This window comes from Nocardia yamanashiensis, assembly GCF_021183565.1.
Classification (GTDB): domain Bacteria; phylum Actinomycetota; class Actinomycetes; order Mycobacteriales; family Mycobacteriaceae; genus Nocardia; species Nocardia yamanashiensis.
Genome location: NZ_CP089226.1, coordinates 8,254,843 through 8,279,965, shown reverse-complemented (window position 1 = coordinate 8,279,965; position 25,123 = coordinate 8,254,843). Strand labels below are relative to the sequence as shown.

Here is a 25,123-nt window from a genome sequence, read left to right as displayed (position 1 = left end):
GGCTATCCGGCCGGGGTTACCCACCGCCGCAGGGCATCGATGGTGGATTCCGGCGAGGTGTTGAACGCGAACCGGATCCCGGGCGCCAGCTCGGTGGTCACATTGATCAGCCGCTCGAACAGCAGCGTGTGCTCGGCCGCCATCCGCACCCCCGCCCCGATCATGGCGACCCGGAATCCGCCGTCCGCCAAGCATTCCCGCAGTTTCGCCTCCGCCGCCGCGGGCTCGGCGGGAACCTGACACGACACGAAGTCGAACCCGGCCGCCCGCAAAGCGGCCTCTCCCGCCTCGATGCGCGCGGTCAACGTCGCCGCGTCGAGCTGCGGATATCTGCTGTAGTCGATGGCGCTCGGATGCAGTCCGATCGACAGCACCCGGTTCGAATTCGCTTCCGTCACCTGTTCCTCCGTTACCGATCCGACGATCCAGCACGCCGCCGGCCCGACCAGCAGCGCCAGCCCGACCAGAGCCTTCCTCACCAGGGAACGCTGCCGAGCCGGTTGAAAAATCCGCCCGTCGGCCCATCAGCTCCGATACCCGCCATTTCGACAATGGCATCGGTGCCCTCGGTGACCGTCTGCGGACCACTGTGCCCGTTGAGGTCGGTGGCCGTGTACCCCGGATCCACGGCATTGACCCGAATATCGGTCAGTTCTTTGGCGTATTGGCTGGTGAGCATGTTGAGCGTGGCCTTGCTCGCCGGATAGCCCAGGGCGGGCGGCAGCGCGGCGAACCGGACATCGTTGAGCACCTCGATCGAACCCACCCCGCTGGAGACCATCACGATGCGCGGGTGCGCGGACTCGCGCAGCAGCGGCAGGAAGGCGTGCGTCACCCGGATCGGCCCGAACACATTGGTTTCGAACAGTTCTCGCAGCTCCGCCGGGGTGGTGTCGCTCGGCGGCAGCATGGGCCCGCCGATCGCGGCATTGTTGATCAGCACATCCAGCCGCCCCGCCTGCGTCCGCACCAGCTCGGCCGCCGCGGACACGGATTCGTCCGAGGTCACGTCGAGCTGCACGAACCGCACCGTCAGCCCGGCCGCCCCCAGCTCCGCCACCGCCGCCGTGCCGCGCTCGGCATCGCGCGCCGCCAAGTACACCGCCCAGCCGGATTCGGCCAGCCTGCGCACGGTTTCACGGCCCAGACCCTTGTTCGCACCGGTGACCAGGGCGATCGTCGTCGTCTCGTTCGTCATATCGGTAGCGTCGCGGGCCCTGCAGCGGCTCACCAGGACCGTCCGGGCCTGGGACTGCCGGTACCACCCCGGAATTCCGCCGCTCCGGCACCATGGAGGGCATGGACAGAGCCGAACTGGCGACGGTATTGCGGACGGCCCGGTCCCGGATCACTCCCGTGGAGGCGGGGCTCGCGGCGGGCGCTCGGCGTCAGGTGCCGGGGTTGCGGCGGGAGGAGGTCGCGCTGCTGGCGGGGGTGAGCGTGGATTATGTGGTGCGGCTGGAGCAGGGGCGCGGGCCGAAACCGTCCACGCAGGTGCTGGGCGCGCTGGCCCGGGCGCTGCGGATGACCGAACTCGATCGCGATCTGATGTTCCGGCTGGCCGGAGCCGAGCCGCCGCAGGCCGGGCGGATTCCGATGGTGATCCGGCCGAGTGTGCTGCGCCTGCTCGACCGGATGGCCGATCTGCCCGCACTGGTGCTGTCCGCGAAATCCGACATCCTGGCCTGGAATCCCTTGGCGGCCGCGCTGTTCGGCGACTTCTCCGAGCATCCGGTGCATCAGCGCAATGTCATGTGGCAGCGCTTTCTCGGCGACGGGCTGAGCCGGCTGGTGCTGACCCCGGAGCAGGAGGCCGCCAATGCCGCGGCCTGTGTCGGCTGCCTGCGTGCGGTCCGGGCCCGCTATCCGGACGATCCCGGATTGGCCCGGCTGCTCGCCGAGCTGCGGTCCGGCAGTCCGCGATTCGAGGAATTGTGGCAGGCGGGGCGGTCCAGCGAACTGCACTCGGCGGTCAAGACCATCGACCATCCGGAGGTCGGGCGGATGACCTTCGACTGCGATGCCCTGCTCGTGCCCGACGCCGATCAGACGGTCGTCGTGTACTCGGCCGCGCCGGGCACCGATTCGGCCTCGGCGCTGGATCTGCTGCGCGTCACCGGGCTCCAGCGCTTCGGCTGATCCGGGTCTCGCACAGTGAAGCTCGCGGGTCCGATTCCGGCCGCCGGCTGCTAGGCTCCGCACTAGAACGCGTTCCAATTCAATGGGAGTTTCAATGGCAGTGCAGCCTCGTGACGTGGCGGAACAGTATGTGAAGCTGGTGGCCACCGGCCCCACCTCGGCGATCATCGATCTGTATGCGCCGGACGCGACGGTGGAGGATCCCATCGGCAGTGAGGCCCGGGTCGGGCACGAGAAGATCCGGGAGATGTACACCGCGCTGGAGTACATGGAGCGGCAGACCGAGCTGCACACCGTGAAGGTCAACGGGAACCACGCGGCCGTGTCGTTCACCCTGGTCGGCACCGTCAACGGGCAGCGCATGACGCTCGCGCCGATCGACATCATGGAGTTCGACGACGAGGGCAAGATCATCAGCATGCGGGCCTACTGGGGTCCCGAGGACATGAAGATGGAGCCCGTCGAGGGCTAGCCCCTTGTCCGCCTCCCGCCGCGCGAATTACGGTGTCATCACCATTGGTTCGACGGCGGGAGGGGCCGATGCGAATCTCATTGCACGGCACCGGTGACGGGGTTCGGGTGCGGATGCGCCTCGAGGTGAATCGGCGGCGCTGGCTGGCGCTGCAGATCATGCTCGGCATTCTCGCGGCACAGGCGGTGATCATCGGCCTGTGGGCGGTGGTCGCCCCGGAATCGTTCTACAACTCCTTCCCGGGTGTCGGGATGCACTGGGTGCGGGTGGACGGGCCCTACAACCATCATCTGGCCGGGGACGTCGGCGCGTTCTTCCTGGCCATGGGCGTCATGACGGGGGCCGCGCTGTATATGCGCGACAGCCTGCTGGGCCGGATCGCCGGACTGGGCTGGGTGGTGTTCGGCGTACCGCACCTGCTGTACCACGCCCTGCATCGACCCGCGGAGCTCGGCGCCGCCGAATTCACCCTCAGTCTGATTGCGGCCCTGGCGCTTCCGGCGCTCGGCCTGGCCTGTCTGCTGGTCGCCCCGAAGGAGCGCCGCCAGGTCCCGGAACCGAAACCGGTCACCTTCCGGTTCGGCCGGCAACAGCGCTGAATTTCCTTCCGATTCGCCCCTGGAACCGATGAGTTCTCCGGCCCCGCACCGTCGTAACAGGTGTAGCGCGAACGCCGATTTTCGGAGTATCGGAGTACCGGTTCAATGGCGAACCGTGGGGATCAAAGGCGATCACCGAGCACTCCGGAATCTGCTCCGGCGCACCACGACGGCACGGAGCAGAGGAGAAGAACTACATGGAGCTTTCGGTTACGCAGTTCGTCACGCTCGACGGCGTCTACCAGGCGCCGGGCGGACCGGAGGAAGATCCGGACGGGGGTTTCGCGCACGGGGGATGGTCAGCCCAAGTACGTGGCGTCAAGCGCCCTGGAGAGCGCGGACTGGTCAGGCGCTGAGATTCTGCGCGGCGATCTCACCAAAGAGGTCGCGGAACTCTAGTCCCGCCCCGGTCGCGAAAACGAAAGCGGCCCCGCGATATTCGCGGGGCCGCTTTCGGTAGCTCTGATTACGCCGACTTCTCGCGGCGTTCCGGGCCGGACTGACGCTTGCGCGGCACGATGGTCGGCAGCACATTGTCGTTCACGGTGTCGGCGGTGACGACCACCTTCGCCACATCATCGCGGCTGGGGATGTCGTACATGACCGGCAGGAGGACTTCCTCCATGATGGCCCGCAGACCACGCGCCCCGGTCCCGCGCAGGATCGCCTGATCCGCAACGGCTTCGAGCGCGTCCTCGGTGAATTCCAGATCCACGCCGTCCATTTCGAACAGGCGCACATACTGCTTCACGAGTGCGTTCTTCGGCTCGGCCAGAATCCGGACGAGAGATTCCTTGTCCAGGTTGGTCACCGAAGCCACGATCGGCAGACGGCCGATGAACTCCGGAATCAAACCGAACTTGATCAAGTCCTCCGGCATGACGTCCGCGAAGTGATCCGCGGTGTCGATCTCGGCCTTGGAGCGGACTTCCGCGCCGAAACCGATGCCGCGCTTGCCGACTCGATCCTGAACGATCTTCTCCAGGCCCGCGAACGCGCCCGCCACGATGAAAAGCACATTCGTGGTGTCGATCTGGATGAATTCCTGATGCGGGTGCTTGCGTCCACCCTGCGGCGGCACCGAAGCCTGCGTGCCCTCGAGGATCTTCAGCAGCGCCTGCTGCACGCCCTCGCCCGACACGTCGCGGGTGATGGACGGGTTCTCCGACTTGCGGGCGATCTTGTCGACCTCGTCGATGTAGATGATGCCGGTCTCGGCCCGCTTGACGTCGTAGTCCGCGGCCTGGATCAGCTTCAGCAGGATGTTCTCCACATCCTCACCGACATAGCCGGCCTCGGTCAGCGCCGTGGCGTCCGCGATGGCGAACGGCACGTTCAGCATCTTGGCGAGGGTCTGCGCCAGATACGTCTTGCCGCAGCCGGTCGGCCCGAGCATGAGAATGTTCGACTTCATCAACTCGACCGGTTCGCCCCGGGAGTCGCGGCCCTTGTCACCGGCCTGAATTCGCTTGTAGTGGTTGTAGACCGCCACCGCGAGCGTGCGCTTCGCAGAATCCTGGCCGATCACGTACTGCTCGAGGAAGTCGCGGATTTCCGCGGGCTTCGGCAGTTCGTCGAGCTTGACCTCGCTGGATTCGGCGAGCTCTTCCTCGATGATCTCGTTGCACAGGTCGATGCACTCGTCGCAGATGTACACCCCCGGTCCCGCAATGAGCTTCTTGACCTGCTTCTGGCTCTTTCCGCAGAACGAGCACTTGAGCAGATCGCCGCCATCACCGATGCGCGCCATCTCCTGGGTCCCTACTTCCTTGTCCGCGTGCAACCGTCTGTCCCGGCTGTGGGCGAACTGCCATCTGTAAAGCGTAATACCGCCACCCGGTGAAAGGTGGTGCGGCGATTCGGCCAATCTAGAACCGAACGGCAGAGCCGACAACCACGAGCAAAGGTCCCTAGAGTGACCGTACCCGTTATTCGCGACCGAGGTCGATAACTTGGGCACGTTTCTCGCCGGACATGTGCGTGGACTCACCGCTGCCGGGTGATGGAGCCTTACGCGACTCCACCACCCGCCGATCTCATTTCTGAGCGCTGAGCTTGCGGTATCCGAACACCTGGTCCACGATCCCGTATTCCTTCGCCTCTTCGGCGGTCAGGATCTTGTCCCGGTCGGTGTCCTTGCGGATCGTGTCCGCGTCCTTGCCCGTGTGGCGGGCCAGGGTGGTCTCCATGAGACGACGCATGCGCTCGATCTCCGCGGCCTGGATCTCCAGATCCGAGACCTGGCCCTGGATGCCACCGGAGGTGGAGGGCTGGTGGATGAGCACGCGGGCGTTCGGGAGGCAGGCCCGCTTGCCGGGGGTGCCGGCCGCGAGGAGCACCGCGGCGGCGGAGGCGGCCTGACCCAGGCACACGGTGGACACGTCGGCCCGCACGTACTGCATGGTGTCGTAGATGGCCATCAGCGCGGTGAACGAGCCACCGGGCGAGTTGATGTACATGGTGATGTCGCGGTCCGGGTCCTGGGACTCCAGCACCAGCAGCTGCGCCATGATGTCGTTGGCCGAGGTGTCGTCCACCGTCGCGCCGAGGAAGATGATGCGCTCCTCGAACAGCTTGTTGTACGGGTCGGTGGTCTTGATGCCGAGCGTGGTCTGCTCGGTGAAGGTCGGCAGGATGTAGCGGGCCTGCGGCGGCACGCTGCCACCCGCGGCGGCGAAGGTGATGCCCGCGGCCCGGGGGTCGATCATGTTCGACATATGCGTCTCCAAAGATTCTGTGAGATGGGCTGCGGGACTAGGCGGCGCCGTTGGCCTGACGCGCGTGGGTGATCACCTTGTCGATGAAGCCGTACTCCAGCGCCTCCTTGGCCGTGAACCAGCGGTCGCGGTCGGCATCGGCGGTCACCTGCTCGATGGACTTGCCGGTGTGCTGCGCCTGCAGCTCGTTGAGTTCGCGCTTGGTGTAGGCGAACTGCTCGGCCTGGATCGCGATGTCGGCGGCGGAGCCACCGAGGCCGGCGGACGGCTGGTGCATCATGATGCGCGCGTGCGGCAGGGCGTAGCGCTTGCCCTTGGTGCCGGCGGCGAGCAGGAACTGGCCCATGGAGGCGCACAGGCCCATGCCGTAGGTGGCGACGTCGCACTCCGACAGCTGCATGGTGTCGTAGATCGCCATGCCCGCGGTCACCGAACCGCCGGGCGAGTTGATGTAGAGCGAGATGTCCTTGGTCGGATCCTCGGCCGACAGCAGGAGGATCTGGGCACACAGCTTGTTCGCGATGTCGTCGTCAACCTGAGTGCCCAGGAAGATGATGCGCGAGCTCAGCAGGCGCTCGTACACCGAATCACTGAGGTTCAGACCAGCAGTCGCGGATGCCATCTGCACCCCTGCTCGATGGATTGTCACAGATACCTGCCCTCTCTCAACGGCTCGGTTAACAAGCCCCTACTGATTCGCTGACACAAACCCTAACGAAACAGGACGGCACCGAACTCCCGGTACCGTCCTGCTTCGCTCACAGCGCAAACCTACTACCCACCTCTCGGAAAGGCTGTCAGGGGCTCCGCCCCCGAACCCCCGAGTGCGATCCCGCCGCGCCCGCGTGACGCGGGCGCGGCGGTCCTGCCTTTGAAAGTGGGTCGTGGCCCGCCTACTTACTTGGCCTCGGCCTCGGCGGCTTCGGTCGCGTCGGCAACGGTGGCGAGCTCTTCGGCGGACACCTCTTCGGCCTCTTCGGCCGGGTTGCCGAACATCTCGGTGGTGTCCACGGTGTTGCCGGCGGTGTCGGTGACGGTGGCCGCCACGACGACGCCCGCGAGGGCCTTACCGCGACGCACGTCGGCGAAGACGGCGCCGAGCTGGCCGGCCTGCTGGATCTGCTGGATGAACTGATCCGGCGACATGCCGTAGCGCTGGGCCTGGAAGATGATGCGTTCCATCAGCTCGTCCTGGCCGACCTGGGTGCCCTCGGCCTCGGCGACGGTGTCCAGCAGCAGCTGGGTCTTGACCGACTTCTCCGCGGCTTCCTTGGTGTCCTTGTCGAACTCCTCGCGGGAGGAGCCCTGCGCCTCGAGCGCCTCGGCCAGCTTGGCCTCGTCGTGGTCGAAGCCGTGGACGGCGTCGTGCAGCACGGCGTCGATCTCGGCCTGGACGACCTTCTCCGGGAGCGGGATGTCGGTGGCCTCGATGAGGGCCTCGAGCACCTTGTCGCGGATCTCGCCGGCCTGCTGCACCTTCTTGGCGCGCTCGACGCGGGTCTTGAGGTCGGTCTTCAGCTCGTCGATGGTGTCGAATTCGCTTGCCAGCTGGGCGAATTCGTCATCGGCCTCGGGCAGCTCGCGCTCCTTGACCGACTGCACGGTCACGGTGATGACGGCGTCCTTGTCGGCGTGCTCGCCGGCGACCAGCTTGGAGGTGAAGTCCTTGGACTCGCCTTCCTTGAGGCCGATCAGGGTCTCGTCCAGGCCCTCGATGAGCTGGCCGGAGCCGACCTCGTGGGACAGGCCGGTGGTGGAGGCCTCGGCGACCTCTTCACCGTCGACGGTGGCGGACAGGTCGATGGAGACGAAGTCACCGCTGGCGATGGCGCGCTCGACCGGCTTCAGGGTGCCGAAGCGCTGCTGCAGCGAGGTGAGCTGCTCGTCGATGTCGGCGTCGGTGACCTCGATCGGGTCGACGGTGACGGCGATGGACGAGAAGTCCGGCAGGGTGATCTCCGGGCGGACGTCGACCTCGGCGGTGAACGCCAGCTCGTCGCCGTCTTCGATCTTGGTGATCTCGATCTCCGGCTGGCCGATGACCTTCAGCTCGGTCGAGATGACGGCCTCGCTGTAGCGCTTCGGCAGCACGTCGTTGACGACCTGCTCCAGCACCGCGCCACGGCCGACACGGGCCTCGAGGAGCTTGGCCGGGGCCTTGCCCGGACGGAAGCCGGGGATACGGACCTGCTGAGCGAGCGCCTTGTACGCGCGGTCGAAGTCCGGCTTGAGCTCCTCGAAGGGCACCTCGACATTGATCCGGACCCGGGTCGGGCTCAGCTGCTCGACGGTGCTCTTCACGGACATGCTCCTTGTTCGTTGTTCATGGTTGACGTCTAGGTTCCCCCCGAACGCATCCCGACCAGGTTAGTTGACGGGTCGGGAGACCGTGTAACCGGTCACGACAGCGGGGGGCGCGGCAGCCGGATTCCTCCCGGCTGCCCTGGTACCGCCCGGTTCGAGGGTCGCTAACCGACCTTGACGGCGTCGGTGACGAAGACGAGGGTCTCGTTGGGCTTGATGCCGTTGCCGCCCTGGCCGTAGCCGAGGTTCGGCGGGATGACGAGCAGGCGGCGGGTGCCCTGCTGCACGCCGACCAGGCCCTGATCCCAGCCCTTGATGACCTGGCCGCCGCCCAGCGTCAGCGTGAACGGGGTGCCGCGGTCGAAGGAGCTGTCCAGCTTCTTCTTGTCCGACCAGGTGACGAGCGTGTAGTTCATCTTCAGCGGTTGCCCGGCCGCCGCGCCCGGACCGGTGCCGGTCACCAGATCCTTGGTGAACAGCTCGGTGGGCGGCGTGCAGTTGTCCGGGATCGTGATCTTGGGCGCCTCGCCGAACGCGCCGTCGACCTTGATCGAGCACTCCTTGCCATCGGCCTGCGGGAGCGCGACGGTGAACGTCGAGGACTTGTCGCCGTCGTCGCTGCTGCTCCCGCAGCCCGCCAGCATCAGTCCGGCCGCGAGCGCGGCCCCGATCTTCCCCGCCAAGCGCATTCCAGCTCCTGTCCGCCGATGTGCGGCGCCGGTCAGGTTTGCGACGCCGCGCCGAAACCTACACGCCGGATCACGTTCGCGCCGCGCCGAGGTTGATTCGGCGCTCCGGGCGCGCCGCACGCACCGCCGGGCGAGGTGCGCCCGGACCGATGCCGCGGCCGAAATCGCTTCGGCGCGAACAGATCCCGGAACTCCGAGGCACCGCGCGGCACGCCGGGCACCGCGGCGGCGGCCGTACCGACCGAGACGCAAATTGGTTGCGGCCGCGCGCGACCGTACGCGAGCATCTCATGATGCTGTTGACGATTTCTTGTACGCGACCGGAGGACGCCGCCTGGGAGGCGAGCGACCTGGGCTTTCTGCTGCACAAGAATCCCGCGCGCATGCAGCAGTTCGAGCAGTCCTACGGCGTCGCCCAGGTCTTCTACCCGGAAGCCGGCGCCGACCGCTGCACCGCCGCCCTCCTGCTGGAAATCGATCCGGTTCGCCTGGTGCGCGGAAAGTCCAAGGGCCACCAGGAATTCAGCCTCGGCCAGTACGTGAACGACCGCCCCTACGCGGCGTCCTCGCTGCTGGCGGTGGCCATCTCCACGGTGTTCGGCAGCGCCCTGCACGGCCGCTGCAAGCAGCGCCCCGAACTGGCGGAGACCGCGCTTCCCCTGCGCATCGAACTCCCGGCCGTCCCGTGCAAGGGCGGCCCCGAGTCCGCCGAACGCGTCTTCGCGCCGCTCGGCTGGCAGGTCACCGCCACTCCCCTGCCCTTGGACCCGGCCTTCCCCGAATGGGGCGACTCCCATTACGTGGCAATGGAACTCACCGGCACCCTGCGACTGTCGGACGCCCTCTCCCACCTGTACGTCCTGCTTCCCGTCCTCGACGGCAGCAAGCACTACTTCCTGGACGAAACCGAGATCGACAAACTGCTCCGAGTCGGCGAAACCTGGCTGTCCACGCACCCGGAACGCGAATGGATCACCCGCCGCTACCTGACCCGCCGCCACTCCCTCGTCCGCACGGCACTTGCCCGCCTGGCCGAGCTGGACGACACCGACCCGGAAGAACTGGGCGCGGTCGAGATCGATTACCTCGACGACGAGACCTCGGCGGAAACAGCACCCGGCGCTGCCCCCGCCGCGATCGCGCGGAACGGAGCTGCTCCGGCGGCGGGTCCCGCGCGGCATTCCTACCCGGAATCGCTTCCGGCCGTTGACGACTCGCACGATCCGGCGGTCACCTGGAATACGCCCCGGACCGCCCCCGCCGAGACGGTGGCCGGGTCCGAGCGGCCCACCGGTGACCGGCTCCTCTCGCCGACCGACTCGTCCGACGCGGAATCCACATCCGGAGCGGCGGATTCGGCTCCCGAGACCGGCAGATCCGGCGCCGGTCCGAGACTCGCCGACCGGACGTCGGCCATTGCGGTGTCAGGCGCGGACGAGTCCACCGTGGCCACCGGGTCCGCCCTTCCGGTTGTCGTCCCAGCTACCGAGAACGGCGTGAGCGCTCCGGCCACGGGCGACGGCCAGCGGCAGCCGTCGCTGGCGGTGTTGCGGAAGGCGGCGGTGGTCGCGGCGTTGCGGTCGACCGGGGCGGCGCGGGTGCTCGATCTCGGGTGCGGTGAGGGTGCGCTGTTGCGAGAGCTGGTGGCGGATCGGACATTCGCGGAGATCGTCGGCGTCGATGTTTCCATGCGGGCGTTGCATATCGCGCAGCGGCGGCTGCGGCGGTTGCCGGAGTGGCAGTCGCGGCGGGTGACGTTGCGGCAGGGGGCGCTGACGTATACCGATGCCTCGTTGCGGGGGTTCGATGCGGCCGTGCTGATGGAGGTGATCGAGCATGTGGATCAGTCGCGGTTGAGTGCGCTCGAGCACGCTGTATTCGGTTCGGCCGCACCGGGAGCGGTGATCGTGACGACGCCGAATGGCGAGTACAACGCGCTGTACGAAGGTCTGGCGCCGGGGACGTTCCGGCATGCGGATCACCGGTTCGAGTGGAGCCGTGCGGAATTCGCGGAGTGGGCGCATCGGGTGGCTGCGACGTACGGGTACCGCGTGCGGTTCGAGCCGGTCGGGGCGATCGACGAAAAACTGGGCGCGCCTACGCAGTTGGCGGTGTTCGGCAAAGGTAGTGAGCAGGGGAACGACAGCGATGAGAAGGGGGCCGCGTAATGGCTGAGCTGTCCATTCCGGTGTTGTCGCTGGTCGTGTTGATCGGCAGCAGCGGGTCGGGGAAGTCGACGTTCGCGCACAAGCACTTCCGGTCCACGGCGGTGCTGTCCTCGGACGGGTATCGCGGGATCGTCAGCGATGACGAGAACGATCAGAGCGCCACGCCGGACGCGTTCGACCTGCTGCATCATGTGGCGGGGGTGCGGCTGCGGCGCGGTCTGCGGACGGTGGTGGACGCCACCAATGTGCAGCCGAAGGCGCGGCAGGCGCTGATCGACCTGGCGCGGGCGCACGATGTGCTGCCGGTGGCGATCGTCCTCGATGTGCCGGATCAGGTGTGCATCGAGCGCAATGCGGCGCGTGCCGAACGCGCTCACCTGGGCGCGCACGTGGTGACCCGCCAGCAGCGGGATCTGCGGCGCAGCCTGAAATTCCTGGAGCGCGAGGGCTTCCGGAAGGTGCACGTGCTGCGCGGGCTCGAGGAGATCGAGGCCGCGACCATCGTGGACGAGCGGTTGTGGAACGACAAGAGCGATCTCACCGGGCCATTCGATGTGATCGGCGATGTGCACGGCTGCCGGTCCGAGCTCGAGACGCTGCTGGGCGAACTCGGGTACGCGGTGGAACGCGACGGCGACGGGCGTGCGGTGAACGCACGGCACCCGCAGGGCCGGACCGCCGTGTTCGTCGGCGATCTGGTGGATCGCGGGCCGGACACCCCGGGCGTGCTGCGCCTGGTCATGGGGATGGTGAACACCGGAAACGCCCTGTGCGTCACCGGCAATCACGAATTCAAGCTGGTGCGCGCGCTGGACGGCCGCAAGGTGAAGGTGGCGCACGGCCTGGCGGAATCCCTCGCACAGTTCGAGCGCGAGGACGCCGACTTCCGCAAGACCGCGCACGAGTTCATGCGCTCGCTGGTCAGCCACTACGTGCTCGACGGCGGTCAGCTGGTCGTCGCGCACGCGGGTCTGAAGGAGCAGTACCACGGCCGCGCGTCCGGCCGGGTGCGCGAATTCGCCATGTACGGCGAATCCACCGGCGAGACCGACGAATACGGCCTGCCGGTGCGCTACCCGTGGGCCAACGACTATCGCGGCAAGGCGCTGGTGCTCTACGGCCACACGCCGATGACCAACCTGGTGTGGGTGAACAACACGCTGTGCCTGGACACCGGCGTGGTGTTCGGCGGGCAGCTGTCGGCGCTGCGCTATCCGGAGCGGGAACCGGTCTCGGTGCCGGCCGAGCAGGTCTGGTACGAGCCGACCCGGCCGTTGCAGCCGGCCACGCTGGTGCCGGGAACCGGTGTGGTGCACCGGGATCCGGGCGTGCTCGATCTGGACGACGTGACCGGCCGCCGAGTGGTGGAGACCCGCCACCTGGGCCGGGTGAGCGTGCAGGAGGACGCGGCGAGCGCGGCGCTCGAGGTGATGAGCCGCTTCGCGGTGGATCCGCGCTGGCTGGTGTACCTCCCGCCGACCATGTCGCCATGCGCGACCTCGCAGCGCGACGGGTATCTCGAATATCCCGAGCAGGCGTTCGAGTACTACCGCTCCGAGGGCGTGGGCACCGTGGTGTGCGAGGAGAAGCACATGGGTTCGCGTGCGGTGGTGGTTGTTTCGCGCTCGGCCGACGCGGCGCGGGATCGCTTCGGCATGGACGACGGCAGCACGGGCGCGGTGTACACCCGTACCGGCCGTCCGTTCTTCGATGCCCCGGCGCAGACCGAAACGCTGCTGGCGCGCGTCCGCACGGCCATCGAAAAGGCCGGGCTGTTCGATGAACTCGGCACCGACTGGCTGGTTCTCGACACCGAGCTGATGCCGTGGTCGGCCAAGGCGCTCGGGCTGCTGCGCACCCAGTACGCGGCGGTCGGCGCGGCGGCGCGAGCCTCCCTCGGCGCGGCCGCGAACGCACTGGCCGCAGCCGCCGAAAGGGGCCTGGAGGTAGCCGATCTCGCCGCCCGCACCGCGGCCCGGCGCGCCGACGCGGACGCCTTCACCACCGCGTACGGCCATTACTGCTGGCCGACCGAGGGTTTGGACGGCGTACGGCTCGCCCCCTTCCAGCTGCTGGCCGGGCAGGGCGCGAATTACGCCGTCCGCGAACACAACTGGCACCTCGAACAGATCGACCGGTTGGTAGCCGCCGACCCCGATCTCTTCACGCCCACCCGGCGTGTGCTGGTCGACCTCGCGGATGCCGACAGCGAAGCCGTAGCAACCGCTTGGTGGGAATCACTCACCGCGGCGGGCGGCGAAGGCATGGTCGTCAAACCGGTCGGTTCCCTTGTCACCGGAACCGGCACCCGCAGCGGCCGCCCCGTCCAGCCGGGCGTGAAATGCCGTGGCCCGGAATACCTCCGGATCATCTACGGCCCGGAATACCTGCGCCCGGAGAACCTCACCCGCCTGCGTCAGCGCGGCCTCGGCGGCAAGCGCTCCCTCGCGCTGCGCGAATACGCCCTGGGCCTGGAATCCCTGGACCGTTTCGTCGACGCGGAACCGCTCTGGCGAGTCCACGAAGCCGTCTTCGCGGTTCTCGCGCTGGAGACGGAACCCGTAGACCCCCGCCTCTGAGACGAGGGCCGGTTCCCGGTTTCAGTCGTTCAGATGCTGGACGAGACGGTCCAGGAAGGGGCGCTGGCCTTTGCCCAGCTTTTCGTGGGCGATCTCAGGCGTGAACCATTCGGCTCGGTCTATTTCGGGGAATTGGGCAATTCGCCCGGAGCGGGGCGGCCATTCCATGTCGAAGGTGCCGGGGACCACGTCCGCGGGATCGAGGTCGCCTTCGACGGCCCAGATGGTGACTTCCTTACGGCTGCTTCCGCTCCCGTATTGCACATTGCCGAGCGGAATCCAGTCGCCGTCGGGGACGGGCAGGCCCAGTTCCTCGGTGAATTCGCGGCGGGCGGCGGCTTGCAGGCCGTCGTCCGCCGGATCGTATTCGCCTTTCGGGATGGACCAGGCCGAGGCGTCCTTCTTCGCCCAGAGCGGTCCGCCCATGTGGCCGAGCAGTACTTCCAAGTCGGGGGATCGGCGAAACAGCAGTACGCCCGCGCTGTACCTGAGACTCATTCCCGGCAGTCTGCCGCGTTCGGGTTACGCGCGCACACTCCGGACGCTAGAGTTGGCGACGCTTCGGCAAACCACAGGGCGGGATCATTTATCGATAAACGCCCGATAATTTCCGGCGGATCCTGGGGGACCGAAAGGGAATCGGCCCCCGCGCGTTCCATTAAGCTCCAGCGGTTGGATCTGCCCACACCTGATGACGGATTGGATACCGCATGGAGTTCCGCAGCGCCACCGCGGCAGCCACGCTGGTGATCGGCGCACTGACCGCGGCTACCGGCCTGGCGAATGCCCAGCCCGCTGCTCCGGGGGACGCGACACCCGAGCGCATCGCCTATTCGACGAAGCTCGTCGACAAGACGGTCGTCACCACGCTCAAGGGCGGCACCTTCACTCTCACCAAGGCGCTCGCGAGCGATATCGCCGCGGGCAGCGACCAACGACTCGGCGAACGCGACGGCGTGACCGTCGGCGCGGACGGCGCGGCCGTGGACCCGGCCGACGTGGTGCAGGTCGCCGACGTCAAGGACGGCGCCGGCCACACCCTGCTGAGCCTGCCCCTGGTCTTCCACGTCGGCACGGTCGGTATCCCGGTCGCCTCGCGGCTGGAACAGAACGACACCGTGCTGGCGCTCACGCCGGAGAAGCCGGCCGCGCTCGCCATCTCCCAGCCGCTGGTGGTGAAACCCGTTGCCTCCCAAGTGGAGAACCAGCGCGCCCTGAACGACTTCACCCTCCAGTTCAGCCTGGGCACCTCCATCGGCACCTTCGTCGGCACCGCGCTCGGCGCCACCATCGGCTGCATCGCCACCCTGGTGGCGGGTTGCATCGGCGGCCTGGCCACCGGCGCCAGCGTGGGCGGCATCATCGGCAGCATCGCCGTCGGCGGCCCCACCCTCATCGCCGCCGGCATCGACCTGCTCACCACCATGAACGCGGCCGACGGCACCACCAAGTGGGCCGACAAGCCGAAAACCGAACCGGCACAAGCACAAGCGCAGCCGTCTGCGGCCGAACAGCCGAAGTAGAGACCTGGTCGGACGCACCTGCCAGGGCCGCCCTCGGCTCAGGCCGCCCTGGCAGGTGCGTCCCCGCTACCGATTGCGGCGTCCGGCATCACGATCAGGTCGTGCTGGGCGATGTCCGGTACCGGAAAAGATCTGAGCAGCAAGCAGATTGCCGCCCGCGTATCGCGCCCGCGAGAAAACCGCCCGCAACTACGCATCGCAACTGCTGGGCAAACCAGGCTTGGCCCGAACCCCCGCCCGGCGTACCCTCGGCCGATGACCGAACCCGAATCCGATCCGCAATTGGCAGAACTCGCCCGGCAGCGTGAACTCCTCCGCGCCGAAGCCCTCGGATTCATGGATTTCACCGACGAGTTCGCCGAGGTGAACCAACACCTGGACCTGCTCATCACCGGCCTCGACGAAATCGGCCGGGAACTCGACGAAGCCCTGGACAAGCTCGATCGGGAAGAGTCGAAAGATGGTCGGGGTGACAGGATTTGAACCTGCGACCCTCCGCTCCCAAAGCGGATGCGCTACCAAGCTGCGCTACACCCCGGTCTACGTGCGGCAGTGCCGACGCTCCCCGATAGACGGGAAAGAGCGGGCGACGGGAATCGAACCCGCACCATCAGCTTGGAAGGCTGAGGTTCTACCATTGAACTACGCCCGCATTCGCCGCGCATCGGAAGCCGATGCGGTATGCGTTGAGCACTGTACCGAACCTCACTCCTGGAAAGCGAATCAGGGCGCGTTCGCGCACGTCGGGCATGTCGGGGGGTGGGTGTCCGGCGAGTCGCGAAAGACTCGCGGAGGGGGTGTGTAACGCGGGGGCGTCGCGAGCGATGAGACATCCGATCGCCATTCGCGAGACGCCGGGAACCTGTTCTGAAACAGGGGTTTTCGATGTCGGGTGGCTTGCTAGGATCCTTTTTGTCCGACGGGGGTATCGGAAAGGGGGCGGTGAGCGTGCGCCAGACATGGTGTGACCGACCGCGTAGCAGTGAGATCGACCCGCAGTGTGCGACCGGCGCCGGCGCCGGTTCCGACATCCCGTTCGTCGGGTGAGCGCGTATGCCCATCCGACTCGACATTCGCACGGCCGCGCTGGTCGCGGCGACCATCAGGGAATGGGTGCGTTCGGTGCACCCGGGCGGCAGCGGCGCCGCGGTGGGCGCCGGGCCCGCCCTTCCCCCAGATGACGTGGAACGCATCTTCACCCGCGTCATCGACGAACTGCTGGAATTGGCCGGGTCCGAACCGTTTCCGGTGCCCGCGGCCCGCAGCATCGGGCGGCGGCTGGCCGAGTCGCCGTTCGACCGCACCCGCATGCTCGCGCCCGCCAGCCGCGCGCTGCTGGGGCTCACGCCCGGCGATCCCGGATCGCTGATCGCCACCCGGTGGCCGTTGATCGCCAGCCAGGCCATCGACAGTTATGCCGAGGCGCTGCAGCAGCGGGCGCTGGCCCAGCAGGAACGCAGCCTGTCGGAGGCGGTGTCGGTGCGCGTGCAGGAGATCGCCGCGCTGCAGACCCGGCTCAAGCACGAGGCCACCCACGACGCCCTCACCGATCTGGCCAATCGCTCGCTGTTGCAGGAGCGGGTCCGGGTGATGTCGACCGATCCGATGCGCGGCGTGGGCCTGCTGCTCATCGATCTGGACGACTTCAAGCAGATCAACGACGGCTTCGGGCACGCGGTCGGGGACGAGGTGCTGGTCACCATCGCCCAGCGGCTGCGCGCCACCTGCCCGCCCGAGACGGTCATCGCGCGCTACGGCGGTGACGAATTCGTGGTGGCGCTGCCCGCCCGGCGCAACAGCCTGGGCGAGCTGGCCATGCGGGTGCTGGCGGCGCTGTGCGAACCGGTGCCGACCGCCGCCGGACCGGTGCCGGCCTCGGCCAGCGTGGGCACCGCCTTCTGCCCGCCGGGACGCGATCTCGACTTCGCGGACCTGCTGCGCAGCGCGGACCGGGCCATGTATTCGGCGAAAACAGCGGGCAAACGCCAGTTCGCGGTGTCGGAACTCGACGCCGAGGAGGTCGACTCAGGCGGACCGAGGTCCCGGTTCGCCGCGGTCGCCGGATAGCCCGGCAACTCACAGCGATTGGCAAGCCTGCGGCAAATCGGGCTGCGTAGGGTGGGACGCATGGGAACGGTTGTCGTAGTGCTCATCGTCCTGGTGGTCGTGCTGCTCGGTGTCGTCGCGGTCGGCGCGGCCCAGCGCGCCCGCACCAATTCCCAGCTCGCCGATGCCAAAGCCGATGCGCGCCGCGCCATCGAACGACTCGGCGGACAGGTCTACAACCTCACCGGCTCCGACAATCCGTCCAAGCAGGCGCTCGCCGATGCCGCCGAGCGCTTCACCGCCGCCGGTTCGCAGATCGATCAGGCGCAGACCGTGGCGCAGGCCCGGCTCGCGAAAGAGACCGCGCTGGAAGGGCTTTACTACGTGCGCGCCGCCCGCGCGGCCATGGGCATGGATCCCGGGCCGGCGGTCCCCGAACTCGACGGGCAGCGCAGTGCGGGCAAGGTCACGGAGGAGCGCGTGGTCGATTACGACGGCCGCCGCATCGAAGCCTCACCCATCCCGTCGCCGGCGACGCCGAACTACTACCCCGGCGGGCGCGTCGCGGGACGTCCGGTGCCGGCCGGTTGGTACTCCGAACCGTGGTGGAAGACCGCGCTGGTGGCGGGCGCGTGGGGTGTCGGCTCCGTCCTGCTGTTCGATGCGCTGTTCGGCGGTATGGCGGGTGTGGGGTACGACGCCGCCGCGTTCGAGAGCGGCTACGGGGACGGTTATCAGGACGGCCTGGACGCGGGCGGCGACTACGACGGCGGATACGACAACGGCGGATACGACGCCGGTGCGGCCGATCCGGGCGCGGTCGACGCCGGCTACGCCGATCCCGGTCCGGACCTCGGCGGCAGTGACCTCGGCGACTTCGGCGGGTTCGACGGCTTCGACAGCGGCGGTTTCTGACCCCATTTTCCCCGGCTTCGAAAGTCGTTGCCGCAGCGTAGAGTACGCCGCAGCGGCGAGACCGGGGGAGGCATCGTGGATGCGGGACAATCGGCGATGTGGCGCGACGAGGCCGGGGCCATGGTCGTGCGTTGTGTGGCGGGGCCCAAGACGGCGCTGTGGATCACCCGGGCCGAGCATCGCAAGCGATGGTTCGGACCGCAGCCGGTGGTGATCGCCGCGGGCGTCACGGGCGTCCTGCTGGCCGTGTTCTTCGTGAAATCCCTGATCGGAAGTTTGTCCGAGCCGGGCGGTTCCCTCATCTGGGCCGATCCGTCCTTCACCGTGACCGTGGCGGTGGTGCTGTTCGTCGCGGTGTTGATGATCTTCGCGGTCCACACGCTGCTGGAAATGCGCAAGGGCTCCCCCAGGGCGCTGCGCTACGCGAATCCCGGTGCGGTGCTCCAGGTCCGCTATCTCGATGACGGCCTGGAGCTGACCACCGCGATCGAGACCGTGCCCTTCCGGTACAGCGATATCCGGCGGCTCGTGGCCCATAAGCACACGGTGTTGTTCACGGGCGACTTCGGCGGGCGGGTACTGCCCCGCGAATTGTTCCCCCCGGAGGCGCTGGCATACGTCCAGCGCGCGATCGGGCGGACCGCCGGCAACCGCTGACCGGCCACGATCTGGTCGGTCGACCCACACCTTTCGGTAACCGGAAGTTGTGCCTCCGTTTCCCATGTGTTATCGATTTACGGTGCTGGTCGACCACGAGGTGAACGTATCCGGCTCGTCGTTGTCCAGCAGGGCCGGTAACCGGCTCGTACCGGCCGCCGGGCTGATCGTGGCGACGGCGCTGCTGGTGGCCGCACAGGTGTGGGCTTCCTCGCACGACATGCTCGGGCCGCTGCACAGCCTGCTCGACGACTTCCTCGGCAATCCGCAGTCGGCCTTCGTCTCGTGGGCGGGGCTGGCGCTGGCGTGCGTCGGGGTGCCCAAACGGGCGCGGGTGATCAGCCTGTCCGCCGCGGCGGTGCTGGATCTGCTGATGCTCGGCATCCAGACGGTCTGCGGATGGCACGTGTCGATCGGCACCGGGCCCACGCTGGCGCTCACCGGACTGCTCGTCACCGTGGCGCGCTGGCGAGGCGAGCAACGCCGGACCGCCCTGCGCGCCATCGCTTTCGGCGTACTGCTCATCATGGCCTCGAAACTCGCCGACACCTGGCTGATGGTCAGCATCGTCGACGGGCCGCAGGTGCTCGACCAGTACGTGCAGCTGGCCGACCGCGCGCTGGGCGAACCCGCGTGGGTGGTCGGGCGGATCCTAGAGGCGCTGGGCCCGATCCCCTCGAACGTGCTGCACGTGGTCTACATCCAACTGCCGGCGGCGGCCGTCGTGGTGGCGGCGTGGCAGCTGCGGCATGTCACCACGAGCCCGTGGCCGCGCCACAATCTGCTGCGTACCTTCCTGCTGCTGGGCGTGATCGGGCCGCTGTTTTACGTGCTGTTCCCGGTGGTCGGCCCGGTCTTCGCGTACGGACCGCTCGGGCACGGACTGCAGGTCGGCGACTGGCCGGACGCGCTCCCGGCCCTGTCCGTCCCGAGTTCGATGCGGTTCGACGCCGAGACCGCCCGCAACTGCATGCCCTCCATGCACACCGCTTGGGCGACAGCGCTGTTCATCCATTCCCGCACCGGCCCGCGCTGGCTGCGCTGGGCCGGGACCTTCTGGCTGATCTGCACGCTGCTCGCGACGCTCGGCTTCGGCTACCACTACGGCGCCGATCTGGTGGCGGGCGCGGTGCTGGCCATGACCGTCGAGTCGGCGCTGCGCGAACCCGAACGCGGCTGGGATCGCTACCGGGTGCGCGTCGTGGCGCTGGGCGTGCTGGTCTTCGGCGGGCTGCTGCTGTCGTACCGGTTCCTGGCGGTGACGATGGCGGACCATCCGATCCCGGCCGGGATCGCGGTGCTGGGCGCGCTGGCGGCGGTCTGGTTCACCTTCAACGCGCTGTGGTTCACGCCGCCGCACGGCCGGCTGGCGCGCTGGGGCGGGCGTGCGGTACCCGAGACCCTTGGTGTTAGCCGTTGATTAGCCACTCGCGCAACGGAATCCGGACAACCCGCACGGGTCCCGAAAGGTTAGGGTCTGCTTGATGATCACGACGCGGGCGGGGCAGCGCAGCTTGCTGCACAAACTGAAAACTGACGAACCACGAAGCCTGCCGCGCCTGCCGTTCGCGCTCGCCGCTGCGCTCTCGGTCGCGATCACGCTACTCATCGCCAGGTTCCACGGGTTCCTGGACCTGCAGGTTTATCGCGTGGACACCCGGTCGTGGCTCTACAACGACACCGCGCTGTACGGCCCGACGCTGCCGGTGGCGGGTCATACGGACCTGCCGTTCACCTATCCCCCGTCGGCCGCGATCCTCATGACGCCGCTGGCCATGATGCCCATGTGGCTGGCCCAGCAGCTGTTGACCGCGAGTTCGCTGGCCTGCCTCGGGGTGACCATCTGGCTGGTGCTGTCCCGGGTGCGCCCCGACCTGGACCCGCGTACGAAACTCATGGTGACCATGGGTGCCGGGGTGGTGCTGCTGGCCATCGAGCCGGTGCGGATCAGCCTGTGGTTCGGCCAGATCAATATGGTCCTGATGGCCGCCGTCGCCCTGGACTGCCTGACCGAGAAGCCACGCTGGCCGAGGGGCCTGCTGGTCGGCATCGCCGCCGTCACCAAACTCACCCCCGCCGCGTTCATCCTGTACTTCCTGATCCGCCGCGATTGGAAGGCGGCGGCCACCTCCGCGGGCACCGCCGCCGCCGTGGTGGCGGGCGGATTCGTCCTGTTCCCCACCGAATCCCGCGACTACTGGTTCCACGCCGTCACCGACACCCGCCGCATCGGCTCCCCCGACTACGTCGGCAACCAGTCCATCAAGGGCCTGATCTTCCGCCTCGGCCTCCCCGACTCGGTCGCCACCGCCGTCTGGCTGGTCCTCGCCTTGGCCGCCGTCTGCGCCGGCGCCGCCCTCATGCACCACCTCTTCGCCACCGAACGCGACACCCCCGCCGCCATCGAAAACGGCTCGGTCTCAACCCTCTCGGTAGCCGCCCTCTTCGTGAACGCCGCCGTCCTGCTCCTCATCTCCCCCGTCTCCTGGACCCACCACTGGGTCTGGGCCGCCCCCGGCCTGGTAGCCGCCACCGCTTGGGCCACCCGCAACCGCTCCACCGCCACCGCCACCCTGATCACCGTCTTCGCCCTGCTCTTCCTCATCGGCCCCGGCATAGTCCCCAACGGCAACAACCGCGAACGCGATTGGTCCTGGTGGCAATACATCCCGGGCGACATCTACATCATCGCCGCGATAGCCCTGCTCGTCTTCGGCCTGTGGCGCGTGCTGGCCCGCCGCCCGCGCACCCGCGCCGGATCGCCGGAACTGGTCAGCGAGGAACTCTGACCGGTTCGGGCGGCAGCTCGAATCGGCTCAGCGCGGCTGACAGGTGGGGCACCAGAAGAGGTTTCGGCCTTCGAGGACCGAGTGCAGGACCGTGGTGCCGCACAGGCGGCAGGGCTCGCCGACGCGGCGGTAGACGTAGGTGCGCGGGCGGTCGGCGGCGTAAGACGGTGCGCCGTGGTCGTGTTCGGGGCGGACGACGTGCATCTTGCCGCGGCGGACGCCGATTTTCATGAGGGCGACCAGGTCGGTCCACATGGCGTCCCATTCTTCGTGGGACAAATCGGTGCCGGGGCGGTCGGGTGAGATGCCGTGGCGGAAAAGGAGTTCGGCGCGGTAGACGTTGCCTACGCCGGCCAGGATCTTCTGGTCCATGAGGAGGGCGCCGATGGTGCGGCGGGAGCGGCGGATGCGGTCCCAGGCGCGGTCGGGGTCGGCGTCGGGGCGCAGGGGGTCGGGGCCGAGGCGGGCGGTGAGGGCGTCCACTTCGGGTTCGAGGAGGATCTCGCAGGCGTTCGGGCCGCGCAGGTCGGTGCCGTAGGGCTCGTCGTTGCGGCCGGCGCCGATCATGCGCATGCGGACTTCGCCGACGGGGGCGGCCATGGGGACTTCGGATTCGTAGAACTTGCCGTAGAGGCCCAGGTGGACGTGGACGACCAAGCCCGAATCGTAGTGGTGGAGCAGGTGTTTGCCCCAGGCTTCGGCGCGGGTCAGGACCTGGCCGTCGATCAGGGCGGCGCCTTCGGCGAAGCGGCCCTGTGGGCTGGAGACGCGGACCTGCCCGCCGGCGAAGTGCTTGTGGTGCAGCTTCGCCAGGCGGTGCAGCGTATGCCCTTCGGGCACAGGTCAGTACGCCGGAACGGCGGGGGCTTCGCCGGACTTCTCGTAGTCGGCGAGGATGTCGATGCGGCGCTGGTGGCGCGGCTCCTCGGACCAGGCGGTCGAAATGAAGGCGTCGACGATGGCGAGGGCTTCCTCGGTCGAGTGCATACGGCCGCCGATGCCGATGAGCTGCGCGTTGTTGTGCTCGCGGGCCAGCTTGGCGGTCTCGGTGCTCCAAGCCAGGGCGCAGCGGGCGCCGGGGACCTTGTTGGCGGCGATCTGCTCGCCGTTGCCGGAGCCGCCGAAGACCAGACCCAGCGAACCCGGGTCGGCGACGGTGCGGCGGGCTGCCTCGATGCAGAAGGCCGGGTAGTCGTCGAGGGCGTCGTACTCGAGAGCGCCGCAGTCGGTGACATCGTGGCCCTGGCCCTCGAGGTGGGCCTTGACGAGGTTCTTCAGTTCGAAGCCGGCATGGTCGGCACCCAGGTATACGCGCATGGCAGCGATTCTTGCAGGAGCCCGCCCACCGCCTGCGCGCGGGCATTAACGCCGACTGATTCCTCTCACGAATAACAGAGTGCGCGCGTATGTCCCGTCACAGCCCGCACCCCCACTCCATCCCGGCATCCGAATCGAAGGTGCGCCATGCCGTTCGACCACACCGCAAGTTTCACCGGCTGGAATCCGGCCAGCGGCCCGCCGGGCTGGGGTGGGACAGCCATCGAGGAGACCCGGCCCACGCCGATCCCGCCGCCGCTGCCCCCGACGCCGCGCACCAAGGGGCTGTCGGCGTTCGGCCTGCCCGCGCGGCACGCGTGGGAGATTCCGCTGCTGGTGATCGTCGCGCTGATCACCGTATTCGCCTACCCGTACGCGGTTTTCGAGCTGGTCAGGGGCACCGACAACCTGTACCTGGCCTTGCTCGCCTTCGCGCCGCTGATCATCTGGTACCGCCGCGGCTCCACCTTCGCGAGCCTGCGCCTGTTCGGGGTGCGCATGTCGCCCACGCAGTTCCCGGAGGGCTATCGCATGGTGCAGGAGGCGGCGGCCCGGTTCGGGATGAAGCACGCCCCGGACGCCTACGTGGTGCTCGGCAACGGCCAGATCAATGCCTTCGCCTCCGGCCACGGCTTCCGCCGCTACGTGGTGGTCTACAGCGATATGTTCGAAATCGGCGGCCGCGCACGGCAACCCGAGGCGCTGGCCTTCGTCATCGGCCACGAGGTCGGCCATATCGCCGCCGGGCACGCCTCGTACTGGCGGCAGTTCGGCACCATCCTGATGTCGTTCATCCCCTTGATCGGACCGGGCCTGAGCCGCGCCCAGGAGTACACCGCCGACAATCACGGCTACTGCTTCTGCTACACCGGCGCGGGCGGCGCCATGACCACATTGGCCGCCGGCAAATACCTGAACGCACTGGTCGGTTACGACGAAATGGCCGACCGCGCAGCCGAAGAGAAGGGCCTGTTCGTCTGGCTCACCAACGCCCAGTCCAGCCATCCGGTGCACACCTGGCGCATGTGGGCGCTGCGCGACCGCACCCGCCACGGCAATGTCTTCTGGCGCCCGCGCCCGCCACAACCCATCGCGACCGCAGGCTGAGCACCCGTCGGCGACTACTGTCCGGGACAACTGAATAGAGTCTTGACCATGACGTCCGAGGATCAGCCGCAGCGACCGGCTTGGAACCCCGTCACCGGCATGAGCGGCTGGGATCCGCGCGTGGGCCCGCCGGGCTGGGCTCCGCAACCCGGCTACACCCCGCCCGTGGTGCCGCCGTTCCAGCACACCCGCGGCCTGTCGCCGTTCGGCCTGCCCGCCCGGCACAGCTGGGAGATCCCGCTGCTGATCGTGGTGATCATGCTGACCGTGGTCTCCTGGCTCATCTCGATCCTGTTGGTGGCGTTCGGATCTCGCGACTCGTACGCGCTGCTGATCATTCTCGCGCCGCTGGTGGTGTACCTGGGTCGTGGCCTGAACTACGCCGGCCAGCGGGTGAACGCGGTGAAGATGTCGCCGACCCAGTTCCCCGAGGGCTACCGCATGGTCCAGGAGGCCGCGGCGCGCTTCGGCATGACGCAGGTCCCCGACGCCTACGTGGTGCTCGGCAACGGCGCGATCAATGCCTTCGCCTCCGGGCACGGGTTCCGGCGGTACGTGGCGGTGTACAGCGATCTGTTCGAAATCGGCGGGGCCGCACGCGATCCCGACGCGCTGGCGTTCATCATCGGCCACGAGGTCGGGCACATCGCGGCCGGGCACGTGTCTTACTGGCGGCAGCTCGGCATGTTCCTGGCGCCGTTCCTGCCGATCATCGGCAGTTCGCTGATCCGCGCCCAGGAGTACACGGCCGACAATCACGGCTATTGCAACCGGCACACCGGGGCGGCGGGGGCCATGCAGACCTTGGCCGCGGGCAAATACCTCAACGCACTGGTCGGCTTCGACGAGATGGCCGATCGCGCCGCCCAGGAGAAGGGCTTCTTCATCTGGATCACCAATGCGATGTCCAGCCATCCGGTGCTGACCTGGCGCATGTGGGCGCTGCGCGACCGCAGCGCGCACGGCCGCATGTTCTGGCGGCCGGATCCGCCGGCATATCCGGTGGCGGGCGGGATGCCACCGGGGATGCCGTATCCGCAGACCGGCGGGCAACCGCAGCTCGGTTACCCGCCGTACCCCGGCGGTCCTACCGCCTGACGCT

24 protein-coding genes and 2 tRNA genes are annotated in these 25,123 nt (G+C 68.2%); 14 read left to right on the top strand and 12 right to left on the bottom strand.

Features of this window, described 5'->3' with window-relative positions:
- Positions 1-2 precede the first annotated feature (2 nt).
- Positions 3-479, bottom strand: a complete 477-nt coding sequence (locus LTV02_RS38280) for a hypothetical protein (RefSeq protein ID WP_233036353.1) — start codon at positions 477-479, stop codon at positions 3-5.
- The gene (locus tag LTV02_RS38275) at positions 476-1,198 is read right to left on the bottom strand and encodes an SDR family oxidoreductase (protein ID WP_233036352.1); all 723 of its coding nucleotides are present in this window, start codon (positions 1,196-1,198) and stop codon (positions 476-478) included. The genes LTV02_RS38280 and LTV02_RS38275 overlap by 4 nt, the downstream gene beginning before the upstream one ends.
- Before the next feature lie 101 nt (positions 1,199-1,299).
- On the opposite strand from LTV02_RS38275, the gene LTV02_RS38270 reads away from it, so the two are divergent.
- From LTV02_RS38270 to LTV02_RS38260, 3 genes are all read left to right on the top strand, one after another.
- Positions 1,300-2,139 (top strand): helix-turn-helix domain-containing protein, encoded by an 840-nt coding sequence (locus LTV02_RS38270; RefSeq protein ID WP_233036351.1) that lies wholly within the window; start codon positions 1,300-1,302, stop codon positions 2,137-2,139.
- 94 nt (positions 2,140-2,233) lie between these two features.
- Entirely contained in the window at positions 2,234-2,611 is a 378-nt protein-coding gene (locus tag LTV02_RS38265; RefSeq protein ID WP_067721589.1) for a nuclear transport factor 2 family protein, read from the top strand.
- Between the two features lie 68 nt (positions 2,612-2,679).
- Positions 2,680-3,210 carry a hypothetical protein gene (locus LTV02_RS38260; RefSeq protein ID WP_233036350.1) on the top strand — a complete coding sequence of 177 codons (531 nt, stop codon included), beginning with the start codon at positions 2,680-2,682 and terminating at the stop codon, positions 3,208-3,210.
- A 466-nt stretch (positions 3,211-3,676) separates the two neighbouring features.
- Here LTV02_RS38260 and clpX read toward each other — a convergent pair whose 3' ends face one another.
- The 5 genes from clpX to LTV02_RS38235 all read right to left on the bottom strand — a co-directional run bounded on the left by clpX (position 3,677) and on the right by LTV02_RS38235 (position 8,920).
- Positions 3,677-4,960, bottom strand: coding sequence for an ATP-dependent Clp protease ATP-binding subunit ClpX (gene clpX / locus LTV02_RS38255; protein WP_067721592.1), 1,284 nt, complete (start codon positions 4,958-4,960; stop codon positions 3,677-3,679).
- A gap of 286 nt (positions 4,961-5,246) precedes the next feature.
- The gene (locus tag LTV02_RS38250; protein ID WP_067721593.1) at positions 5,247-5,927 is read right to left on the bottom strand and encodes an ATP-dependent Clp protease proteolytic subunit; all 681 of its coding nucleotides are present in this window, start codon (positions 5,925-5,927) and stop codon (positions 5,247-5,249) included.
- 37 nt (positions 5,928-5,964) lie between these two features.
- Positions 5,965-6,549 carry an ATP-dependent Clp protease proteolytic subunit gene (locus LTV02_RS38245; protein WP_067721594.1) on the bottom strand — a complete coding sequence of 195 codons (585 nt, stop codon included), beginning with the start codon at positions 6,547-6,549 and terminating at the stop codon, positions 5,965-5,967.
- A gap of 275 nt (positions 6,550-6,824) precedes the next feature.
- Entirely contained in the window at positions 6,825-8,228 is a 1,404-nt protein-coding gene (tig, locus tag LTV02_RS38240) for a trigger factor (protein WP_233036349.1), read from the bottom strand.
- A gap of 167 nt (positions 8,229-8,395) precedes the next feature.
- The gene (locus LTV02_RS38235) at positions 8,396-8,920 is read right to left on the bottom strand and encodes an FKBP-type peptidyl-prolyl cis-trans isomerase (protein WP_067721595.1); all 525 of its coding nucleotides are present in this window, start codon (positions 8,918-8,920) and stop codon (positions 8,396-8,398) included.
- Between the two features lie 293 nt (positions 8,921-9,213).
- Between LTV02_RS38235 and LTV02_RS38230 the strand changes: the two genes are divergently transcribed.
- Positions 9,214-11,088: a 3' terminal RNA ribose 2'-O-methyltransferase Hen1 gene (locus LTV02_RS38230; RefSeq protein WP_233036348.1), complete on the top strand. Its 1,875-nt coding sequence runs from the start codon at positions 9,214-9,216 to the stop codon at positions 11,086-11,088.
- Positions 11,088-13,667, top strand: a complete 2,580-nt coding sequence (locus LTV02_RS38225) for a polynucleotide kinase-phosphatase (protein ID WP_233036347.1) — start codon at positions 11,088-11,090, stop codon at positions 13,665-13,667. The genes LTV02_RS38230 and LTV02_RS38225 overlap by 1 nt, the downstream gene beginning before the upstream one ends.
- A 21-nt stretch (positions 13,668-13,688) precedes the next feature.
- On the opposite strand, the gene LTV02_RS38220 is transcribed toward LTV02_RS38225, so the two are convergent.
- On the bottom strand, positions 13,689-14,165 hold the full coding sequence (locus tag LTV02_RS38220) for an NUDIX domain-containing protein (RefSeq protein WP_233036346.1): 477 nt from the start codon (positions 14,163-14,165) through the stop codon (positions 13,689-13,691).
- Positions 14,166-14,377: 212 nt separating this feature from the next.
- Here LTV02_RS38220 and LTV02_RS38215 point away from each other — a divergent pair, with 212 nt between their 5' ends.
- Together LTV02_RS38215 and LTV02_RS38210 are read left to right on the top strand one after the other, a co-directional pair.
- Positions 14,378-15,190 carry a hypothetical protein gene (locus tag LTV02_RS38215; protein ID WP_067721598.1) on the top strand — a complete coding sequence of 271 codons (813 nt, stop codon included), beginning with the start codon at positions 14,378-14,380 and terminating at the stop codon, positions 15,188-15,190.
- Between the two features lie 255 nt (positions 15,191-15,445).
- The gene (locus LTV02_RS38210) at positions 15,446-15,673 is read left to right on the top strand and encodes a hypothetical protein (protein ID WP_084535970.1); all 228 of its coding nucleotides are present in this window, start codon (positions 15,446-15,448) and stop codon (positions 15,671-15,673) included.
- Here LTV02_RS38210 and LTV02_RS38205 read toward each other — a convergent pair.
- Positions 15,652-15,728 (bottom strand) — tRNA-Pro (locus LTV02_RS38205). The genes LTV02_RS38210 and LTV02_RS38205 overlap by 22 nt on opposite strands.
- A 43-nt stretch (positions 15,729-15,771) precedes the next feature.
- Positions 15,772-15,842, bottom strand: a tRNA-Gly gene (locus LTV02_RS38200).
- A gap of 401 nt (positions 15,843-16,243) precedes the next feature.
- Between LTV02_RS38200 and LTV02_RS38195 the strand changes: the two genes are divergently transcribed.
- From LTV02_RS38195 to LTV02_RS38175, 5 genes are all read left to right on the top strand, one after another.
- Entirely contained in the window at positions 16,244-17,257 is a 1,014-nt protein-coding gene (locus tag LTV02_RS38195) for a GGDEF domain-containing protein (protein ID WP_233036345.1), read from the top strand.
- A 60-nt stretch (positions 17,258-17,317) separates the two neighbouring features.
- Positions 17,318-18,151, top strand: a complete 834-nt coding sequence (locus LTV02_RS38190) for a DUF1542 domain-containing protein (RefSeq protein WP_233036344.1) — start codon at positions 17,318-17,320, stop codon at positions 18,149-18,151.
- 75 nt (positions 18,152-18,226) lie between these two features.
- Positions 18,227-18,808: a YcxB family protein gene (locus LTV02_RS38185; RefSeq protein WP_233036343.1), complete on the top strand. Its 582-nt coding sequence runs from the start codon at positions 18,227-18,229 to the stop codon at positions 18,806-18,808.
- 85 nt (positions 18,809-18,893) lie between these two features.
- Positions 18,894-20,228, top strand: coding sequence for a phosphatase PAP2 family protein (locus LTV02_RS38180; RefSeq protein ID WP_408639452.1), 1,335 nt, complete (start codon positions 18,894-18,896; stop codon positions 20,226-20,228).
- Positions 20,229-20,292: 64 nt separating this feature from the next.
- Positions 20,293-21,597, top strand: coding sequence for a glycosyltransferase 87 family protein (locus LTV02_RS38175; RefSeq protein WP_233036341.1), 1,305 nt, complete (start codon positions 20,293-20,295; stop codon positions 21,595-21,597).
- A 27-nt stretch (positions 21,598-21,624) separates the two neighbouring features.
- Here the strand turns inward: LTV02_RS38175 and LTV02_RS38170 are convergent, their stop codons facing one another.
- Complete coding sequence (locus LTV02_RS38170; RefSeq protein ID WP_233036340.1) at positions 21,625-22,437, bottom strand: Fpg/Nei family DNA glycosylase; 813 nt, start codon at positions 22,435-22,437, stop codon at positions 21,625-21,627.
- A 3-nt stretch (positions 22,438-22,440) separates the two neighbouring features.
- On the bottom strand, positions 22,441-22,914 hold the full coding sequence (locus tag LTV02_RS38165) for a ribose-5-phosphate isomerase (protein WP_233036339.1): 474 nt from the start codon (positions 22,912-22,914) through the stop codon (positions 22,441-22,443).
- Between the two features lie 147 nt (positions 22,915-23,061).
- Between LTV02_RS38165 and LTV02_RS38160 the strand changes: the two genes are divergently transcribed.
- Both LTV02_RS38160 and LTV02_RS38155 read left to right on the top strand, forming a co-directional pair.
- The gene (locus tag LTV02_RS38160) at positions 23,062-24,021 is read left to right on the top strand and encodes a M48 family metallopeptidase (RefSeq protein ID WP_233036338.1); all 960 of its coding nucleotides are present in this window, start codon (positions 23,062-23,064) and stop codon (positions 24,019-24,021) included.
- A 99-nt stretch (positions 24,022-24,120) separates the two neighbouring features.
- The gene (locus LTV02_RS38155) at positions 24,121-25,119 is read left to right on the top strand and encodes a M48 family metallopeptidase (RefSeq protein WP_408639451.1); all 999 of its coding nucleotides are present in this window, start codon (positions 24,121-24,123) and stop codon (positions 25,117-25,119) included.
- Positions 25,120-25,123 lie beyond the last annotated feature (4 nt).